Here is a 17,734-nt window from a genome sequence, read left to right as displayed (position 1 = left end):
GCCACGCGGTGCCCCGCTCGGGAAGCCGATCGAGCTCTGCCCAGCGGCGGCGGCCGGAGGCGTCCTCGGCATAGGCGACCACGAGCGCGGCGTGCTCGGACGGTGCCGCCTCCGGATCCAGGACGGCGACCCGGGCGCCCCAGGCGGCGAGCACGCGCTCGAGGTCGTGCACGAGCGGGCCCGTTCCGAGGAGGCAGACGTCGCGGTGCTCCTGCGGCCAGCGGTGAAGGGCATCGGCGGACTCGCGTTCCTGCACCTCGAGCGTCAGCCGGTCGAGTGCGGTCGAGCGCTCTCCGTGGGCCCCGCTCTCGAGGGCCTCGACCAGAGCGGCGGCCGGTGCGTCGGCCAGGACGAGTCGTCCGGTGCGCAGACGGATCCGGGGGCGGCCGTCGGCACCGACGACGAGATGCGCCCCGGTGTCGGGGAGCGGCAGGATGCGGGGTTCGGAAGTCATGGTGTCTCTCGGTGAGGGGTCCGGCCGGGCGCGAACGCCCGGCCGGACGGGAGTGCGCTCGAAAGCGCGACGGAAGGATCCGCGATCAGTCGAACGGGTTCTCGACCAGGGCGTTCGAGTGCGATGCCGACAGGTGCGCCAGCTGCTCGGACTCTTCGATCTCGGCGAGGATCTGCTTTTCCATTTCGTGCTCCTTCTGTGAGGTGTCCGCCTCGCGGGGTGCGGGGCGGTGTCCACGGTGAGTGAACACTGACGACCCTAAATGATAATGATTCTCAATATCTACTAGGATCGCTGACATGTCCTCCTCCACCCCCCTCCTCGCCGCTGATCACCGGGCCGGAGTCGTCTACGAGATCCATGACGGCTCCCGGCGTGTCGCCGTCGCCGACAGCTGGCTCGCCGAGCACGCGGGCTTCCTCCGCCTCCCCGCCGGATCATCCGGCCGCTGGGCGTTCGCGGACGACCGCGGCGGTGCGCTGGTCATCGGAGACGCGGACTCCGTACGACGCGTCCCGATCGCCATCCCGGCGGAGCATCTGGCCTGCGATCCGAGCGGACGCCACGTGGTCGTCACCTCCGGTCTGGGCATGAACGAGGAAGCCTGGACCGACCTGGTGTCCGTCGTCGATCTCGCGACCGACTCCTCCGTGCGCTTCCGCGTGCGCACCGGTGAGCCCGGCGTCGTGGTCGCTCCGGATCAGGCCACGGGAGAGCCGATGATCGTGCTCCGCCATCGCGAACCCGGAGCCGTCGAGGCGCTGCCCCTCGCGACGGCGCTCGAGGTCGGAGCGCACGCACCGGTCCTGCGCGGGCACGTCATCGACGACCTCGCTGCAGACGGACACGGCGACGTGGTGGACCCCGCTTCCGGCATCATCGGCATCGCGACGAGCCGCGGTCTGGAGCGCTTCATCGTCGACGGTGGAGTTCCCCGCGCCATCGGCATCGTCCCGTGGCCCGTCGCAGGACGCGCGTACTACCTGCGCCTCGCGGGCGACACCGGGCGCGCCACCGGCATCGTCCGCGGAGGACCGGCCTCTCCCGGATCGTGGCCGGAGTGGACCAACACCTTCGTCGATATCGACCTCGCGTCGGGAGCCTCCCGCACCGTGCCGCTGCCGCCGGGGCTCGCCTTCCGTTTCGCCCTCGCCACGGGCGTCGCAGCCGTCTCCGTCATCCATCCCGACGGGGATGTCGTGATCGTGATCGATCGGGAGGACGCGCGCATCGCGCGGATCACCCCGATCCCGGCGATGACGCACCCGCCCCGCGCAGGACGATTGCCGTGGGACGGCGTCGACGGCCGCCCCGCACAGCGCCGGTCCATCGCGATCGACCCCGGCACCGGAACGATCGCCGTCACCAGCGGCGGAGACGGCACGATCCACCTCGTCGACGACAGCGGCATCTCGACCATCGAGCTCCCCACCCCACTCGACGAGGGCGGGCACCTGCTGTGGGCCGGTGCCGACCACCGCGTCGACGATCTGGTCGGCCGATGAGCGCTCGCCGATCCGTGCTCGACGACGCCCTCGCACGTGCGGAACGTCACGGTCGACCGGGTCTTCCCGTCGGGGGCTTCATCCTGGGTCGGGCCGACGGTCGCTCTCGTCGCGGTATCCACCGCCTCGACGGCACGACCGTGATCGAGCCCGACGGGCACCTCCATCGGATCTTCCCGTCGCCCGACCGTCGGCGCATCGCCGTCGAGTGGGCGCCCACCGCCGACGAGAACGCCGTCCTCGGCATCGTCGATGCCCACGGAGGCACCCTGCAGCTGCACCCCGACATCCGTCTGCGCTACGACACCGTGCTCTGGGCACCCGACTCGCGCAGCCTCGACGTCGTCGCGAGCCGCGACCGGATGCTCGTGACCCTGGACCTGCAGACCGGCGAGCAGCGGGCGGCCGCTCTCGAGGCCGATGCACGACTGCGACTGTTCCCCGGCGGGGAGAGCGGCCTGCGCGCCCTCAGCTCGGGTTCGCGAGGCACGACGCTGACCGACCGGGGCACCGGAGCATCGCTGGGTCGCTGGCCGGCGCTCCTGCGGGCCTCCCCTCTCGGCACCGGCGTGCTGGTGTGGCACGACCGCGGGCTCGATGCCGTGCCGAACGTCGGTGCCGGAAAAGACGATGCCGGAAAAGACGGGGCCGGAAAAGACGATGCCGGAAAAGACGATGCACTCTGGCGCTGGCACGATCCCGACGCGCTGATCGTCGATGTCGCGGTGCATGATGACCGCGTCGTCGTCCTCGCTGTCGCCGACGGGCGCAGCGTGCTCATCGACCTGGTCGACGGTGTCGAGGTCGCGCGCATCGAGGCCGCGTCGAGCCCCTCCGATGCGCTCACCACCACGATGATCGGCGTCGACGACGGCGTGCTGCGTCTCGGCGTCGAGGGCCCGCTCACTCCCCCTCGCCTCCTGCAGCGCGAGCGCCGGGGGACCGTGGTGGTGCCGGCCGCTGCCGTGCGGCCCCTCGGCACGACCGTCCGCCACGACATCCGCGCCGACGACGGCGTGATCCTGACCGTCCACGTGACCTCTCCCCCGGGAACGGAGGGTCCGCTGCCGCTGATCCTGACCTGCTACGGCGGGTTCGGCGTGCCGCACCTTCCGCTCTTCGAGCCGACCGTGCCCGCCTGGGTCGAATGCGGTGGAGCGTACGCCGTCGCGCAGCTCCGCGGTGGTGGCGAGCGCGGAGCTGCGTGGCGCGAGGCGGGCCGCGGCAGGAGCAAGCACCGCACGATCGCCGACCTCGCCGACATCGCGCGCGGACTCATCGAGGCCGGGATCACGCGACCCGACCTCCTCGTCCTCGCCGGGGCCTCTCTGGGCGGGGTCGTCGCAGCCGGGTGTGCGATCGCGCACCCGGAGCTGTGCGCGGGATTCGTCACCACCGCCGCTCCCCTCGATCTGCTCCACCTGGACGATCATCCGCTCGGTGCACGCTGGCGAGCGGAGTTCGGCGATGACGGCACCCGCGAATCGCGCGCTCACCTCCGGGCCCTGTCTCCGCTGGCGCAGGCCGAAGCCCTTCCGGCCGGTGCCCGGATCCCCTCCTATCTCGGCGTCGTACTCGGTGAGGACACCCGAGTGCGCGCTCGCGACACGCACCGGCTGGTCGAGGCGCTACGACGAGCCGGCGGGTCCGCCCGGCTCTGGACGGCTTCGGGGGCAGGACACGGTGCGAACGAGTCCGCCGCGCTGCACGAGCTGGGACTCACCGTGCTGGACTTCGCGGCCGAACTCACGACCGAATCCACGACCGAATCCACGACCGAATCCACGATGGGACGTGCCCGATGAGCGAATCCACCGGAGCCCTCACCGGGACGGACACACGGCGCACCCCCGTTCGGCGCATCCCGCGCCTTCGTCGGCGCACCGGCGGCCGCGTCGGCTTCCGGCGGATGCTGCCCGTCGGCCCGACCGTGACGACGATCACGGTGCTCGCTGTGCTCGTCCTCATGCTCTCGGCCGCCACCGGACCCGTCACGGTCTCGCCCCTCGATGCCGCGAAGATCGTGATCGGCCATCTGGCCCCCGGCATGCCCTGGATGTCCGACGGCACCCTCACGCCGTTGCAGGATCAGGCCGTGTGGCAGTTCCGGGTGCCGCGGTCGCTCCTCGCCGCGCTCTCGGGCGCAGGTCTCGCTCTCGCCGGGGCGATGATGCAGGCGGTCGTGCGCAACCCGCTCGCCGAGCCCTACATCCTCGGCGTCTCCTCCGGCGCGAGTGTCGGCGCCGTGCTGGTGATCGTGTCGGGCGGCGCCACGTTCCTCGGGCTCACGATGAGCGGGGCGGCGTTCGTGGGCGCGATGGTCGCCTGCATCCTCGTGGCCATGCTCGCGCGCATCCGCGGAGAGCTGTCTCCGACCCGCATGATCCTCGCCGGCGTCGCACTGGGCGCCCTGTTGAGCGCGGTGACCAGCTACCTCACGCTCACCACCGATGCCCAGAACGTCGTCAGCGTGATGTTCTTCCTGCTCGGCAGCGTGTCGGCCGCCGACATGTCGTCGCTGCTGATCCCCGCGGTCGCACTCGCCATCGCCTGCATCGCGGTCTTCGGGCTCTCGCGGTCGATGAACGCGCTGCTCGCCGGTGACGAGTCCGCGATGGCGGTCGGCGTACGAACGACCCGGCTGCGTGGGCTGCTGCTCGTGCTCGCCTCGCTCCTGACCGGTGCGATCGTGGCCGTGAGCGGCGGCATCGGCTTCGTCGGCCTCGTCGTGCCGCACATGGCGCGACTCCTGGTCGGGTCGGATCATCGTCGGATGCTGCCGATCACGGTCCTCGGCGGCGCGCTGTTCCTCATGGTCGCCGACCTGCTGGCCCGTACGGTCGCGATGCCGACCGAGATCCCCCTCGGAATCCTCACCGCCTTCGTCGGTGCTCCCTTCTTCCTGTGGTTGATGCGCAGTGGCGGCGAGCGCGCGGGGTTCGACCGATGAGCGTGCTGTTCGACGGCGTGAGCGTCGCACGCGGCGGTCGCACCGTGCTGCACGGCATCGACGTCGAGGTCGGCACCGGGCGCATCGTGGGACTGCTCGGCCCCAATGGCAGCGGCAAGTCCACGCTCCTGCGCGCGCTCTTCACGGGTCAGCCTCCGCACACCGGGCGCGTCCTGATCGACGGCGCCGACGTGTCGCAGCTGGCCCCGCGCGCCCTCGCCCGCACGGTGTCGGTCATGCTGCAGGACTCCCCTTCCGAGTTCGACCTGACCGTGCGGGAGACCGTGCTCGTGGGCCGTTCGCCGCATCGTCCGCCCTTCAGCCGGGACACCGCGGAGGATCAGCGCATCGTGGACCAGGCTCTGCGCACCGCCGACGTGCACGACCTCGGCGACCGCCTGGTCCGTTCGCTCTCGGGCGGTCAGCGCCAGCGGGTGATGCTCGCCCGCGCTCTCGCGCAGAGCGGCGAGATCCTCGTGCTGGACGAACCGACCAACCACCTCGACATCGCGCACCAGCTCGACCTGATGCGCGTCGTGAGCGGACTCGGCACGACCGTGATCGCGGCCCTGCACGACCTCAACATCGCCGCGGCGTTCTGCGACGAGGTCGCCGTGCTCGACGAGGGCCGACTCGTGGCCTTCGGTCCGCCCGACACGGTGCTCACCCCGGCGCTCGTCGATGAGGTCTTCCACGTCACCGCCCGCATCGCCATCGAGGTCGACACCGGGGCACGCGCGATGACCTTCCATCCCCGAGAGCCCGCCGGCCGCTGATCCCCCGGCATCCGAACTCATACCCCCACCCCGCACCAACGAAGGAGAACACGAATGACACCCCGTACCCGAACCACCCGTCTGCTGGCCGCCGTCACCGTCGGCCTGGGCGCGATCGCCCTCACCGCATGCGGCGGTGGGGTCTCGAACGGAACGGCACCCACCGCCTCCGGTGAGGCGGTGACGATCGAGAACTGCGGCCGCACGGTCGAGATCCCGTCCACGCCCACCGCCGTCGTCGGGCTGCACCCGTCGCAGACCGAGCTGCTGCTGCGTCTCGGCCTCGCCGATGCGCTCGTCGGCCAGGCCCAGGCCACGACCCAGAAGCTGCCGTCCGACGTCGCGGACCTCGCCGCCGAGGTGCCGGTCATCGGCGGTGACGCCCCTCCGAGCCGGGAAGAGCTCCTCGCCGTCGAACCCGACTTCGTCTACTCGCCCACGACGTACGAGTTCACTGCCGAGCAGGGATTCGCCAGCATCGAGCAGCTGGCGGACGCCGGGGTCGCCGCGTACACCGCGACGGGCGGCTGCTTCGACCGCCGCATGGAGGGCACGGTCGACGACCTCTTCACCGACCTCGAGAACCTCGGCTCGATCTTCCACGTGGAAGACGAGGCGGACGACCTGATCGCGTCGTCGCAGGCCGAGCTCGCCACCGTGGACACCGCGATCGAGGGACAGGATCGCCCCCGCGTCGCGCAGGTCTTCATCGAGGGGACCACCCTCACCGCCATCGGCGCCGGCATCGAGTACGACATCCTGCAGCGCGCCGGTGCCGACAACGTCTTCACGCCGGAAGACCCCGCGTTCGCCGACTTCTTCGCCGCCGAGATCACCCCCGAATCCCTCGCCGCCGAAGCACCCGACGCGCTCGTCTTCGCGGTGTCCGACCCCGCTCACGAGGCCGCCGTCCGCTCCTACCTCGCGACGACCTTCCCCGACATGCCCGCCGTGCGCGACGGCCGCCTGATCGCGGTGCCCTCGACCGATCTGTTCCCCGGCACGCTCGGCAACGTCTCGGCGGTCCGGCTCATCGCCGAGGGCCTCTACCCCGACGCCGTCTTCGGCTGAGCCGCGTCGGTAGGCACTGCGCCCCGGGGACCTCGGTCTCCGGGGCGCAGACCCTCCGGGCTCGCTGTCAGGCCTGCATCACCGCGAGCACGTTGCCCGCGGGATCGCGGAACCATGCGATGTCCGGACCCCGACCGTTGCCGCGCACGATACCGCGTTCGTCGGACGGGAATTCCTCATCGCTGTAGATCTTGGTCTGCACGCCCCGGGCGATGAGCTCATCCACGGCGGCGTCGACATCGGCCACCGGGAAGTTCAGGATCGTGAAGCTCGCCGGGGTGTGGTTCGGCTTCGAGTAGACGAGGATCGATCCGCCGCTCGGCAGCCGCAGGTCGAGGAAACCCATCGCATTGCGCTCGACGTCGAGCCCGAGCGCCGTGCCGTAGAACTCCTCCGCCGCGTCGATGTCGTCGACGCTGAATCCGCTGAATGCGTTGTCCGCTGTGAAGGCCGCCATGCTTCCAGCATCCGCCGTCCTCCGCCGATTGTCGAGGCCTTCCTCGAACGCCTTCATCGAGCCCCTTCATCGGCGTCATCCCTCTCCCCCGCGAGGCACCAGCCGTGCCGTGAAGCGGTCGGTCACCCGCAGCGGATCGAACAACGCCCCGAGCCCGAAGCGCACGAGCAGCGCATGCACACCCAGGCAGATCCCGATCACGATCGCGGTGAGAAGGATGGGGGCGACGGCCTCGACCACGTCCGTCGTCCGCCCGCGCGTCGAGCGCAGGACCGCATCGATGAGGGCGAGGGGCATCATGTGCAGCACGTAGATCGGCAGGGTGCGCTGTCCGATCCAGCGCAGGGGCCGCGCGACCACGTCGACGTGGCGGTCCAGGAGCACGCTGAGCGACACCCCGAACGCCACTGCGATCAGGGCGAGCGCGGGCCACACGCCCGGCAGCAGGCGGATGGCCAGGCCCGCCACGACGGCCAGCGCCGCGACGTACACGGCGGCGAGCGCGACGGTGCTCCACACCCCGACGCTCTTCGCGAACCGTTCGACGACCGCGCGCAGCCGCAGCCCCACGAGGAAGAAGAACAGGTTCTGCACCAGCTGCCACAGGTTGCCGAGGTCGGGGATGACCCCGGCCCCGGCGACCGCCGCGATCACGAAGGCGACCGGCAGCACCACGACCGCCGGGATGCGGCGACTCAGTCGACCGATCGCCAGGTACACCGCGAGCGCGAGCAGATACCAGAGGTTCGTCGGGCTGATGGTCAGCTGCACGAGCAGCTCCCACCCGCTGGTCGCCCGAGCCGTGTCGAAGTCGGGCGCCAGAGCGAGCACGAACGTCTGGATGACGACCCAGACGATGTAGAGCATCGTCAGCCGTGCCGCGCGCCGCCGCCAGGAACTGCCGTCGTCGACGAGCACCGCGCGTGCGGCGAACATCCCGGAGACCAGGAAGAACAGCGGTATCCGCAACGGCAGCAGCTGGGCGTTCAGCGTCGCCCAGGCGTCGGTGACCGGCCCCGCACCCGGGGCCTCGATCGCGTGCTTGGTCACGACGTGCCAGAGCACCACCAGGATGATGCAGATGCCCTTCGCGACATCGGGCCATCCGACGCGTGGCGCGGGAGCCGCCGTCACGACGCCGCGCGCACGAGCCGCGCCACCAGGTCGACGTATGTCACTCCCGCCGCGGCGAACATCCGCGGCACCTGCGATGCCGCGGTCAGCCCCGGCATCGTGTTGACCTCGTTCAGCACCGGACCGCGGTCGGTCAGGAAGAAGTCCATCCTCGCCACACCCTCGCATCCGAGGGCATCGAACACGGCGATCGCCGCCCGCTTGAGTGCCGACACCTCACCGGCGTCGAGCTGCGCCGGAACCGTGAACCGCGCGCTGCCGTCGTACTTGGTGGCCGTGTCGAACAGTCCCGTCGCGTGGATCTCGAGGGGCGGAGCGGCCCAGCGGATGCCGCCCTTCTCACGCAGCACCGCCACGTCGATCTCACGCCCCCGCACGACCTCTTCGACCAGGATCCGGCGGTCGAAGCGCGCGGCCTCGTGCAGCGCGGCGAGCAGATCCTCCTCCCGCGTCACGAGACCCACACCGTGGCTGGATCCGGACGACACCGGCTTCACCACGACCTCGCCCTCGAACTCCACGTCTCCGATGTCGTCGGCCGAGACCAGGCGACCGCGTGCGGTGCCCAGCCCGACGGCATCAGCCACCAGCTTCGTCGTCCACTTGTCCATGCCGATGGCTCCGGCGCGCAGGCCCGAGCCGACCACACGTACGCCGGCGAGGGCGCACAGCGCCGCGAGGGCACCATCCTCGCCCAGGGCACCGTGCACCGCGGGGAAGACCACGTCGGTCCGCGTGAGCAGCGGAAGGGCGAGAGCGAGCGACTCGGCGGCCGAGCCCCCGTGCGGGCGGCCCTCGACGCGCCAGATGCCGTCACGGTCGATCGTCACGCACGTGACCTCGTGATCGCCCATCCGCAGGGCGGCGGCGACCGCGGCTGCCGACGCCAGCGACACCTCGTGCTCGGCGTTCTGTCCCCCGCCGATGACCAGCACCTTCGTCGTCATGCGACACTCCTCTGCACTCGCGGCCCGATTCCGGTGACGATCGTGTGCGGGATGGTTCCCGCCCACCGCGCCCACTCCTGCACCGACGGCACGGCTCCCCCTTCGGGTCCGAACACGGTCGCGATCGTGCCCCGGGGGAACCGCACGGCGCCGGTGTCGATCACGATCTGATCCATGGACACCCTCCCGACGAGCGGATACCTCACCCCGTCGATCTCCACGCCGGCGCCCGCTTCCCGTTCCCGCGGGATGCCGTCGGCGTACCCGACGCCGACGACGGCCAGGTGCGTCTCCCGATCGGTCACCGCCCCGCCTCCGTAACCGACCGCGGTTCCTTCCGGCACGCGCACGCTGTGCACGACCGGTGCCGTCCAGCGCGCGGCCCCCACCAGCGCGGTCGTCTCCGACGGGTCGATCCCGACGAGTCCCGCCCCGATCCGCACCATGCCGAAATGGGTCGCCGGGTCGGTCAGCGCTCCGGACGTCGCGGCGAGATGCACGAGTACGGGGCCGAGTCCTGCGCGCAGCACGGCGTCGCGCCCCTGTCGCATCCGGAGCACCGCTGCCGCGTTCGCCGCCGGGTCGGCCTCATCGGCGCGCGGCAGATGCCCCATGACCCCCGTGATCTCGACCCTGCCCCGCCCGGTACGCGCCAGCCGGAACAGCTCGGACCAGTCGTCGAGAGGGCACCCTCCCCGCGCCATGCCGGTGTCGAGATGCAGGTGCACGCGTACCGGATCCCCGGCATCGGCGATCAGTTGGCGAAGCTCTTCGACCGAACCGACGGCGATGTCGATGCGGTGCTCCGCGGCGACGTCCGCGTCGACACCTGACGGGTTCAACCAGGAGAGGATCGGCACATCGAGCCCGGCATCGCGGAGCGCGACCGCCTCGGCGACATCGGTCACCCCCAGCCATCCGGCTCCGGCGGCGACCGCGGCCCTGGCCACGACGACGGCCCCGTGCCCATAGCCGTCGGCCTTCACCACGGCCATGATCGGCACGGCGGTCACGGCCTGCACACGGCGCAGGTTCTCGGCGACGGCACCGGGAAGGGTGTGGAGCGTCGGCGCGTGCAGACGCGAGTACGTGGTGCGCTCGGTGGCGAGAAGGGTGGTCATCGCTTCGTCCTCGGGTCGGCGGTCGGGTCGGCGAGCATCTCGGGGCATCCGTCGTCGACGGCATCGGGGCGCAGCTCGTAGTGCCACGACTCGTTCGCGTAGATCTGGCAGAGGCCGTAGCGCGAGCCGCGCTGGGCGAGCCAGTCGAGCGCCGCCCACGGTCCGAGGTCGACCGCATCGCCCGTCACGTGCTCCGAGGTCTCGGGTGTGGCCACCCAGCGGCGCGCCTCTTCTTCTGATCCGTACTGGACGATGGCATCCTGCAGCATCCACTCCTGCAACGCGGGAGAGCGCCATCCGCTGTTCACACGGATGGTCACCCCGTCGGCCTCGGCGTCGGAAGCAGCGTGCTGCAGCGCCGCGAGCAGAGCGGGGTCGAGGTTGCCGACGGCGACCCTGTCGACCTCGAAGACCGTGGGCTTGTCATCGTCGAGGATCACACCGTCGGCCTCGGTCGGGGCGACCACCGAGCCGGCGGATGCCCCGGTCGGAACGGGCGTCGGGGCGGGCGAGGGGATCGTGTGCGCCGCATCGGCGAATGCCGCGGACAGCGACTGCTGCACCGCGAACGCGAGGATCACGGCCGCAGCGATCGCGATCAGCGTGACGACGACACGGCGACGGCGACGCACTCGCGGTGGATGGGGGATGGTGCGGGTGTTCATGCTCCCAGTGAAGAAGGGGGCCGGTTGCCGGGGCGTATGCGCTTTTGCATATGCTGCCGATATGCCGCACTGCGTAGGATCGCAGCCATGCGTGTACTGATCGTCGAGGACGAGCCCTACCTCGCCGAGGCGGTACGTGACGGACTGCGGCTGGAGGCGATCGCCGCCGACATCGCCGGCGACGGCGACACCGCGCTCGAACTGCTGAGCATCAACTCCTACGACCTCGCCGTGCTCGACCGCGACGTTCCCGGCCCGTCCGGCGACGACATCGCCCGGTGGATCGTGGCCTCCGGCAGCGGCATCCCGATCCTGATGCTGACCGCCGCCGACCGCCTCGATGACAAGGCGACCGGCTTCGAGATCGGCGCGGACGACTACCTCACCAAGCCGTTCGAGCTCCGCGAACTCGTACTGCGACTGCGCGCCCTCGACCGGCGCCGTCAGCGCAGCCGGCCGCCCGTGCTCGAGGTCGCGGGGCTGCGCCTCGACCCCTTCCGTCGCGAGGTGTACCGCGACGACCGCTACGTCGCACTGACGCGCAAGCAGTTCGCGGTGCTGGAGGTGCTGGTCGATGCCGATGGCGGAGTGGTCAGCGCCGAGGAGCTGCTGGAGCGCGCCTGGGACGAGAATGCCGACCCGTTCACCAACGCGGTGCGCATCACGGTGTCGTCGCTGCGCAAGCGCCTGGGCGAGCCGTGGCTGATCTTGACGGTGCCCGGCGTCGGGTACCGGATCGGGACGGACGCCGATGCGTAGACGCCGCGGGATGAGCGCCCGCCTCAAGCTCACCCTCAGCTATGCGGGGATCGTGCTGGTGTCGGGACTCCTGCTTCTCGCCGCCGTGGCTCTGTATCTGCTGCGGTACGTGCCGGACGTGCAGATCCCCTACTTCGAGGTCCGCGTGCCGAACCGCTCCGACCTGATCCGGGCTTTCGTGCCGGTCGCCTCCACCGTCATGGTCGTGCTGCTCGCCCTGGGTCTGGGCGGCGGATGGCTGCTCGCCGGACGGATGCTGGCACCTCTCGAGCGCATCGGCGACGCGGCGCGGCTGGCCGCGCAGGGATCGCTCTCCCATCGGGTCGCTCTCCCCGGCCCCCGCGACGAGTTCCGCGACCTGGCCGATGTCTTCGACTCGATGCTCGAACAGCTCGAGGCGCACGTCGCGGAACAGCAGCGGTTCGCCGCCAACGCCTCGCACGAACTGCGCACACCTCTCGCGATCTCGCAGACGCTGCTCGAGGTCGCGCACGACGACCCGGAGCGCGACGTCGACGAGCTGATCTCACGCCTGCAACAGGTCAACACCCGCGCGATCGACCTCACCGAGGCACTGCTGCTGCTCAGCCGGGCGGACCGACGAACGTTCACCCGCGAGATCGTCGATCTGTCGCTCCTCGCGGAGGGAGCAGTCGAGGCGCTGGTGCCCCTCGCGGATCGTCGCGGTGTCGCCGTGGAGGTGGGCGGCGTACCGGCACCGGTGCTCGGCTCCGCCGCCCTCCTGCCGCAGCTGGTGACGAACCTCGTGCTCAACGCGATCGTGCACAACCTGCCGTCCGGCGGAGCCGTCGCCGTGCGCACCCACTCGATGCCCCATGCGGTCGCGCTGGTCGTCGAGAACACCGGCGAGGTGCTGCCGGCGCACCGTGTGGCGACACTCGTCGAGCCTTTCCAGCGCGGCGCCGAACGCATCCGCAGTGACGACCATGCCGGGGCGGGGCTCGGCCTCGCGATCGTCGACCGCATCACCCAGGCGCACGGCGGGACACTGGTGCTCACCCCGCGCACGGACGGCGGCCTGATCGTGACGGTGTGGCTGCCGCATCCGTACCCGGTGGAGCCTCCCGTCTGACCGACCCTGCCCCGGGGTTTCGAACCGCGTGGTTTCGACTCAGGCCACGCGGGGATCGCGCGTCGCAGCGAGCTCACGGCCGTAGGTGCGAGCGTCGGCCTCGGCGTTCTCCTTGAGCTCGCGCGCCGTGTCGGCGAAGGCGTCGAGGGCCGGGTTCACGCCGACCAGGGTGAACGGACGCTGCACGACGCGCAGGTCGAGGCCCCAGACGTCTTCGAGCACGCGGCGCAGCCACCCGGTCGAGTGGTCCCAGCCCTCCTTGGGCGAGCCCGGGGAGTAGTTGCCGCCGAGGACCGTGACCAGCGTGGCGGGCTTGCCGTTCAGCGCGGTGCCGGTCGGGTCGATGCGCGCGTCGGTGTAGGCCAGGTCGAACCAGGTCTTGAAGTGCTGCGAGACGCCGTAGTTGTACAGCGGCACCGCGAACAGGAGCGCGTCGGCGCCGATCAGCTCATCGGCGAACTGCGAGGCGAGAGCGCGGGCATCGTTCTGCGCGGGAGTGCGCTGGGCCTCGTCGACGAAGCCGCCCGTGACGGCATCCGCCCAGGCGGTCGCGGGCACCGGGTCGCTCGCCAGGTCGCGGCGGGTGACCGTGGAGTCGGGGTGGGACGCGGTCCACTCGGCCTCGACCAGGTCGGCGAGCGCTCGGCTGGCGGACGACGCGGGAAGGATGCTGGCATCCAGGCGGAACAGGGACATGGGCCTACCTCTCGTTTTCGTAGTCGCTAGGTTTTTCTTAGCGGCGGTGATTAACGTAGCACGGGTAGGATGAGGGCATGGCCGAGGTCGACGAAGAGCGTCAGGTGTGCGACGTTGCCGTCACACTCGCCTTCAGCGTGCTCGGAAAGCGGTGGAACGGCATGATCGTGTCGTCGCTCGGCGGGGGTCCATCGACCTTCGTCGCTCTGCGTCGGGCCGTCGCCGGAATCAGCGACACCGTGCTCTCCGACCGCCTCGCCGAACTCGCCGAGGCCGGACTCGTGGCCCGCACGGTCGACGCCGGCCCGCCTGTGACCGTGTCGTACGCGCTCACGCCCGCCGGGGAAGGACTCCTGCCGATCCTGAACCAACTCGGGCAGTGGGCCTCGGCGAATCTCGCCGCGCGCGCCCACTGAGACGTTTCATCCGTCTGCCACCCGCATGACCGATCAACGGATGCATGCGAACACACCGAGTACCCCTCATGCATCCGGGACCTCCTCATGCAGGTGGAAGCCCCACACCCGTCACCAGGGGCTGGGCTCGTAGTCCTTCAGGAACACGCCGTGGATGTCTTCGCCGGCCTCGCCGCGCACGATCGGGTCGTACACGCGGGCGGCGCCGTCGACCAGATCGAGCGGGGCATGGAAGCCCTCCTCGGCGAGGCGCACCTTCGTGTAGTGCGGACGCTCGTCGGTGATCCAGCCGGTGTCGACGGCGGTCATCAGGATGCCGTCCTTCTCGAGCATCTCGCCCGCGCTCGTGCGTGTGAGCATGTTGAGAGCAGCCTTGGCCATGTTCGTGTGCGGGTGGCCGGGGCCCTTGTAGCGGCGTGAGAACTGGCCCTCCATGGCCGAGACGTTCACGACGTACTTGCGGTGCGCATCGGACGCGGCCATCGAGGCGCGCAGGCGGCTGATCAACAGGAACGGCGCCGTCGTGTTGGCGAGCTGCACCTCGAGCATCTCGAGCGGGTCGACCTGCTCGATCGACTGCACCCAGCTGTTCACGCGGTTCACGTCGGGCACCAGTCCGCCGGCGTCGATCGCGGTGCCGTCGGCGTGCTTCTCGAGCGACGACGACCCCGGGGCCATCGCGAGGCGCGCGAGGTCTTCGGCGGTGAGCGCCTGGCCGCCCTGCTCGGCGACGGTGCCGCCGAGGGCTGCGACCGAGAGCAGCGGATGCGCGTCGACGGATGCCTGCAACGCCTGCGGGTGCGGATCGGCGGTGTGGCCGAACGTCTCCATCTCGGGCAGGGGTCCGTCGGGGAGGGGCTGCAGCTCGGCATCCGCCAGCAGCGAGTACGCCCCCGGCGAGCGGCGCACTGTCTGCGCGGCGTTGTTGATGAGGATGTCGAGCGGCCCTTGTGCGGCGACGGAGTCGGCGAGGCCGATCACCTGGGCGGGATCGCGCAGGTCGATGCCGACCACCCGCAGGCGGTGCAGCCAGTCCGCCGAGTCGGGCAGCGCCGAGAAGCGCCGCACGGCATCGCGCGGGAAGCGGGTCGTGATCGTGGTGTGCGCGCCGTCGCGCAGCAGCCGCAGCGCGATGTGCATGCCGATCTTGGCGCGGCCGCCCGTGAGCAGGGCGCGCTTGCCGGTGAGGTCGGTGCGGGCGTTGCGCTTGCCGTGGCTGAAGCGGGCGCAGTCCGGGCAGAGCTGATGGTAGAACGCGTCGACCACGGTGTACGGCTGCTTGCAGATGTAGCAGTTGCGGGGCTTCAGCAGTTCGCCAGCGATCGGGGCGTCGACGACGCTGGTGGCGAGATCGTTGCCACGGGTCTCATCATCGATGCGGTCGGGGGCACCGGTGGCGGTGCGGGCGACCACGGCCTTGTCGGCCTCGGCGATCGCGTCGCGGATCTGCTTGCGGCGCACGCGCTTGACGTCTTTGAACATCGCCGCGGTGGCCTGGCGTACCGCGATGAAGTCGGGGTGCTCGTTGTCGATCCGGTGCAGCTCGCGCAGCACACGCAGGGTGGTGGCGAGATCTTCGGGGTCGACGCCCGGTCCGAGGTCGGGTGCAGCGTCGGAGGGGGCGTCGGTCATTGTCCCGATTTTACGCGAGTGTCCTGGGCATCCGCCCCGCCGCCCTCGCCTCGCCTCGCCTCGCCCTCGCCCCCACCCCCGGTGCCGAGTGCACGGCATGTCCCCGAGCGCACGGCGTATCAACGCCGAAGAGCCGTGCGCTCGGCGAAATTCCGTGCACTCGACGGAGCGCGCAGGGCGTTGCCCGGCTAGGCGATGCCCCCGCCGTCGACGACGAGCGCCGAACCCGTGACGTACGAGGAGTCATCGCTCGCGAGCCAGACCACGGCCTGCGCGACCTCGCTCGGCTCACCCATGCGGCGCAGCGGGCGATCGGCGGCCTCGGCGAGGAACGCGTTGGTGTCCTGCGCCAGCTGACGCGCTTCCTCCCGCAGCATCCCGGTGTTCACGTCGCCGGGGTTGACCGAGTTCACCCGGATGCCGGCGGGACCGTGGTCGATCGCGAGCGCGCGCGTCATGTTCACGACCGCGCCCTTCGAGGCGCAGTAGGAGATGGCCTGGCCACCGCCCTTGAGGCCCCAGCCCGACCCGGTGTTGATGATCGAGCCTCCACCCGCCGCCTCCATGACCGGAACGACGTGCTTGCACATCAGGAAGATCGAGCGCACATTCACGCCGAACACACGGTCCCACTCCTCGACGGTCGTCTCGACCGCAGTGGTGCGGCGGATGATGCCGGCGTTGTTGAAGACGACGTCCACGCCGCCGAGCTCGGCCACGGAGGTCGCGATCACCCGCTCGATGTCGGGCTCGCTCGCGACGTCGGCGGCGATCGCGACGGCCGTGCCGCCGGTCGCGCGGATCTCCTCCGCGACGGCTTCGGCCGCATCCGCGTTCAGGTCGACGACGGCGACGGCCGCGCCCTCGGCAGCGAGTGCGAGTGACGTAGCGCGACCGATGCCGCCGGCGCCGCCGGTGACGATGGCCTTCTTGTTCTCGAGACGCATGGGGTGTCCTTTCGGGTACGTGCAGACGGGTCTGTCGGGGGTCGGGATATGTCAGGTGAGGGAGAGTTCTGGTGCGGTCACGGCATAGAGACTCGTGGTGCCGACGCCGGTGACGACGCGGACGTGCCCGGCGAGTCTCGCATCGAGTTCCGGGTCGCCGGTGTCGACGAGGAGCGGGCGTCCGTGCAGGTCGATGAGCTTCTGCTCGGGGGCGACGACAAGGAGCGGGTCGTCGCCGAGGGCGCGCAGCACAGACGCCGAGAGCTGTTGATTGCCGCGCCCGAGCAGGAATCCCTGGCCGCCGATCACCGTGATCACGGCCTGCGCCGGACCCTCGGCGATCTGGGCGAGCAGCTCCTGCTCACTCGCCCCGCGGACGAGGATGGCACCGTCGAGAACGACGTCGACGCCGAGTGGCGATCCTTCGACGCCGAGCTGCCGGGTGATCTCGGCGATCGTGCCGCCGGGGCCGAGGAGATAACGCACGCCCGGCCGCATGTGGGAGACGGCCCCGCGAGCCGCGGCCTCGACCGCGGCCGCTTCGGTGACCGGCGTCGGCGCCTTGCGCGCCTGCGTGCGGCCCGAACGATGGGGCACCCGGAGCATTCCATACAGCGTGGGGTCGACGCGGGCGCGCCGCATCGACGCCTCGTCGATGTCGAGTACCTCGCGCTCCTCGGTCGGCAGCCCGTCGTGGTCGATCCAGTCCGCGGCGATCGATCCCGCTGCCCGTGGACTGACCGCGAACACGGGCGAGTACATCTTCACGCCTGCCGGAACTCCGAGGACCGCCGGCAGACCGAGCCGCGGCGTACGCGCGCCCGATCCGCCCTGACTGCGCGCCTGTCGGGAGTTCTCGGCCTCGAGTGCAGGTCCGTCGTCGCCTCTCCCGCCATCCGCCCTTTCACCCGACGGATGCCCCACGGCACCGAGCCCCGAGACCGCGTCGCGCAGGGTGCCGTCGCCGCCCACGACGAGGATCAGATCGGCCCCTGCCGCGGCCAACGCTGCGACCGCACGCGACGTATCCGCCGCCTCCGTCACCCCCGCCGCCTCAGGCGATCCCGCCGAGCCCGCATCGCGCGCGCCCACCCCGACGACGCGCGGCACA

General features: G+C 70.9%; 19 protein-coding genes. 8 read left to right on the top strand and 11 right to left on the bottom strand.

Annotation, left to right across the window (positions count from 1 at the left end; all coding sequences use genetic code 11):
* Both B2869_RS15980 and amiA read right to left on the bottom strand, forming a co-directional pair.
* On the bottom strand, nucleotides 1–454 hold a 454-nt coding region (locus tag B2869_RS15980; protein WP_292768723.1), incomplete at its 3' end, for a hypothetical protein.
* A gap of 85 nt (nucleotides 455–539) precedes the next feature.
* The gene (gene amiA / locus B2869_RS15975; protein ID WP_017831216.1) at nucleotides 540–638 is read right to left on the bottom strand and encodes a streptamidine family RiPP; all 99 of its coding nucleotides are present in this window, start codon (nucleotides 636–638) and stop codon (nucleotides 540–542) included.
* A gap of 115 nt (nucleotides 639–753) precedes the next feature.
* On the opposite strand from amiA, the gene B2869_RS15970 reads away from it, so the two are divergent.
* From B2869_RS15970 to B2869_RS15950, 5 genes are read left to right on the top strand one after another with little or no spacing between them, the layout of a single operon-like run.
* On the top strand, nucleotides 754–1,959 hold the full coding sequence (locus B2869_RS15970; protein WP_292768720.1) for a hypothetical protein: 1,206 nt from the start codon (nucleotides 754–756) through the stop codon (nucleotides 1,957–1,959).
* Nucleotides 1,956–3,764: a prolyl oligopeptidase family serine peptidase gene (locus tag B2869_RS15965; protein WP_292768717.1), complete on the top strand. Its 1,809-nt coding sequence runs from the start codon at nucleotides 1,956–1,958 to the stop codon at nucleotides 3,762–3,764. The genes B2869_RS15970 and B2869_RS15965 overlap by 4 nt, the downstream gene beginning before the upstream one ends.
* Entirely contained in the window at nucleotides 3,761–4,909 is a 1,149-nt protein-coding gene (locus B2869_RS15960) for a FecCD family ABC transporter permease (RefSeq protein ID WP_292768714.1), read from the top strand. Before B2869_RS15965 ends, B2869_RS15960 begins: the two co-directional genes overlap by 4 nt.
* Nucleotides 4,906–5,685: an ABC transporter ATP-binding protein gene (locus B2869_RS15955; RefSeq protein ID WP_292768711.1), complete on the top strand. Its 780-nt coding sequence runs from the start codon at nucleotides 4,906–4,908 to the stop codon at nucleotides 5,683–5,685. Before B2869_RS15960 ends, B2869_RS15955 begins: the two co-directional genes overlap by 4 nt.
* A 54-nt stretch (nucleotides 5,686–5,739) precedes the next feature.
* On the top strand, nucleotides 5,740–6,756 hold the full coding sequence (locus B2869_RS15950) for an ABC transporter substrate-binding protein (protein ID WP_292768709.1): 1,017 nt from the start codon (nucleotides 5,740–5,742) through the stop codon (nucleotides 6,754–6,756).
* Nucleotides 6,757–6,823: 67 nt separating this feature from the next.
* Here the strand turns inward: B2869_RS15950 and B2869_RS15945 are convergent, their stop codons facing one another.
* The 5 genes from B2869_RS15945 to B2869_RS15925 all read right to left on the bottom strand — a co-directional run bounded on the left by B2869_RS15945 (nucleotide 6,824) and on the right by B2869_RS15925 (nucleotide 11,080).
* Entirely contained in the window at nucleotides 6,824–7,213 is a 390-nt protein-coding gene (locus tag B2869_RS15945) for a VOC family protein (protein ID WP_029260102.1), read from the bottom strand.
* A 75-nt stretch (nucleotides 7,214–7,288) separates the two neighbouring features.
* Nucleotides 7,289–8,347, bottom strand: coding sequence for an acyltransferase family protein (locus tag B2869_RS15940; RefSeq protein WP_292768705.1), 1,059 nt, complete (start codon nucleotides 8,345–8,347; stop codon nucleotides 7,289–7,291).
* Nucleotides 8,344–9,294, bottom strand: coding sequence for a D-alanine--D-alanine ligase family protein (locus B2869_RS15935; protein WP_292768702.1), 951 nt, complete (start codon nucleotides 9,292–9,294; stop codon nucleotides 8,344–8,346). Before B2869_RS15935 ends, B2869_RS15940 begins: the two co-directional genes overlap by 4 nt.
* Nucleotides 9,291–10,415: an alanine racemase gene (gene alr / locus B2869_RS15930; RefSeq protein WP_136023913.1), complete on the bottom strand. Its 1,125-nt coding sequence runs from the start codon at nucleotides 10,413–10,415 to the stop codon at nucleotides 9,291–9,293. The genes B2869_RS15935 and alr overlap by 4 nt, the downstream gene beginning before the upstream one ends.
* Complete coding sequence (locus B2869_RS15925; RefSeq protein WP_292768695.1) at nucleotides 10,412–11,080, bottom strand: M15 family metallopeptidase; 669 nt, start codon at nucleotides 11,078–11,080, stop codon at nucleotides 10,412–10,414. Before B2869_RS15925 ends, alr begins: the two co-directional genes overlap by 4 nt.
* 87 nt (nucleotides 11,081–11,167) lie before the next feature.
* Here B2869_RS15925 and B2869_RS15920 point away from each other — a divergent pair, with 87 nt between their 5' ends.
* Together B2869_RS15920 and B2869_RS15915 are read left to right on the top strand one after the other, a co-directional pair.
* Nucleotides 11,168–11,839, top strand: a complete 672-nt coding sequence (locus B2869_RS15920) for a response regulator transcription factor (RefSeq protein WP_021198371.1) — start codon at nucleotides 11,168–11,170, stop codon at nucleotides 11,837–11,839.
* Nucleotides 11,840–11,849: 10 nt separating this feature from the next.
* The gene (locus tag B2869_RS15915) at nucleotides 11,850–12,932 is read left to right on the top strand and encodes a sensor histidine kinase (RefSeq protein WP_292768692.1); all 1,083 of its coding nucleotides are present in this window, start codon (nucleotides 11,850–11,852) and stop codon (nucleotides 12,930–12,932) included.
* 39 nt (nucleotides 12,933–12,971) lie between these two features.
* On the opposite strand, the gene B2869_RS15910 is transcribed toward B2869_RS15915, so the two are convergent.
* On the bottom strand, nucleotides 12,972–13,628 hold the full coding sequence (locus B2869_RS15910; RefSeq protein ID WP_292768689.1) for an FMN-dependent NADH-azoreductase: 657 nt from the start codon (nucleotides 13,626–13,628) through the stop codon (nucleotides 12,972–12,974).
* A 77-nt stretch (nucleotides 13,629–13,705) separates the two neighbouring features.
* Here B2869_RS15910 and B2869_RS15905 point away from each other — a divergent pair, with 77 nt between their 5' ends.
* Nucleotides 13,706–14,044 carry a winged helix-turn-helix transcriptional regulator gene (locus tag B2869_RS15905; RefSeq protein WP_021198374.1) on the top strand — a complete coding sequence of 113 codons (339 nt, stop codon included), beginning with the start codon at nucleotides 13,706–13,708 and terminating at the stop codon, nucleotides 14,042–14,044.
* Between the two features lie 111 nt (nucleotides 14,045–14,155).
* On the opposite strand, the gene B2869_RS15900 is transcribed toward B2869_RS15905, so the two are convergent.
* From B2869_RS15900 to B2869_RS15890, 3 genes are all read right to left on the bottom strand, one after another.
* A complete protein-coding gene (locus B2869_RS15900) occupies nucleotides 14,156–15,676 on the bottom strand; it encodes an SDR family NAD(P)-dependent oxidoreductase (protein ID WP_136023909.1) in 1,521 nt (506 codons plus the stop codon).
* A 188-nt stretch (nucleotides 15,677–15,864) separates the two neighbouring features.
* The gene (locus tag B2869_RS15895) at nucleotides 15,865–16,623 is read right to left on the bottom strand and encodes an SDR family NAD(P)-dependent oxidoreductase (RefSeq protein ID WP_292768683.1); all 759 of its coding nucleotides are present in this window, start codon (nucleotides 16,621–16,623) and stop codon (nucleotides 15,865–15,867) included.
* A 51-nt stretch (nucleotides 16,624–16,674) separates the two neighbouring features.
* A partial coding sequence (locus B2869_RS15890; RefSeq protein ID WP_292768680.1) for an ATP-NAD kinase family protein occupies nucleotides 16,675–17,734 on the bottom strand: 1,060 nt, incomplete at its 5' end.

Source organism: Microbacterium sp. UBA3486 (genome assembly GCF_002377845.1).
GTDB classification, from domain to species: domain Bacteria; phylum Actinomycetota; class Actinomycetes; order Actinomycetales; family Microbacteriaceae; genus Microbacterium; species Microbacterium maritypicum_A.
Note: the sequence above shows the minus strand (reverse complement) of the source record. Positions and strands in the feature narration are given on the sequence as shown.

Bases quoted from the DNA above. Each gene is read 5' to 3' on its own strand.
- B2869_RS15950 (WP_292768709.1), top strand. From the start codon at position 5,740: ATGACACCCCGTACCCGAACCACCCGTCTGCTGGCCGCCGTCACCGTC.
- B2869_RS15920 (WP_021198371.1), top strand. From the start codon at position 11,168: ATGCGTGTACTGATCGTCGAGGACGAGCCCTACCTCGCCGAGGCGGTA.
- B2869_RS15910 (WP_292768689.1), bottom strand. From the start codon at position 13,628: ATGTCCCTGTTCCGCCTGGATGCCAGCATCCTTCCCGCGTCGTCCGCC.
- alr (WP_136023913.1), bottom strand. From the start codon at position 10,415: ATGACCACCCTTCTCGCCACCGAGCGCACCACGTACTCGCGTCTGCAC.
- B2869_RS15945 (WP_029260102.1), bottom strand. From the start codon at position 7,213: ATGGCGGCCTTCACAGCGGACAACGCATTCAGCGGATTCAGCGTCGAC.
- B2869_RS15905 (WP_021198374.1), top strand. From the start codon at position 13,706: ATGGCCGAGGTCGACGAAGAGCGTCAGGTGTGCGACGTTGCCGTCACA.
- B2869_RS15970 (WP_292768720.1), top strand. From the start codon at position 754: ATGTCCTCCTCCACCCCCCTCCTCGCCGCTGATCACCGGGCCGGAGTC.
- B2869_RS15900 (WP_136023909.1), bottom strand. From the start codon at position 15,676: ATGACCGACGCCCCCTCCGACGCTGCACCCGACCTCGGACCGGGCGTC.
- B2869_RS15960 (WP_292768714.1), top strand. From the start codon at position 3,761: ATGAGCGAATCCACCGGAGCCCTCACCGGGACGGACACACGGCGCACC.
- B2869_RS15965 (WP_292768717.1), top strand. From the start codon at position 1,956: ATGAGCGCTCGCCGATCCGTGCTCGACGACGCCCTCGCACGTGCGGAA.
- B2869_RS15925 (WP_292768695.1), bottom strand. From the start codon at position 11,080: ATGAACACCCGCACCATCCCCCATCCACCGCGAGTGCGTCGCCGTCGC.
- B2869_RS15935 (WP_292768702.1), bottom strand. From the start codon at position 9,294: ATGACGACGAAGGTGCTGGTCATCGGCGGGGGACAGAACGCCGAGCAC.
- B2869_RS15895 (WP_292768683.1), bottom strand. From the start codon at position 16,623: ATGCGTCTCGAGAACAAGAAGGCCATCGTCACCGGCGGCGCCGGCGGC.
- B2869_RS15955 (WP_292768711.1), top strand. From the start codon at position 4,906: ATGAGCGTGCTGTTCGACGGCGTGAGCGTCGCACGCGGCGGTCGCACC.
- B2869_RS15915 (WP_292768692.1), top strand. From the start codon at position 11,850: ATGAGCGCCCGCCTCAAGCTCACCCTCAGCTATGCGGGGATCGTGCTG.
- amiA (WP_017831216.1), bottom strand. From the start codon at position 638: ATGGAAAAGCAGATCCTCGCCGAGATCGAAGAGTCCGAGCAGCTGGCG.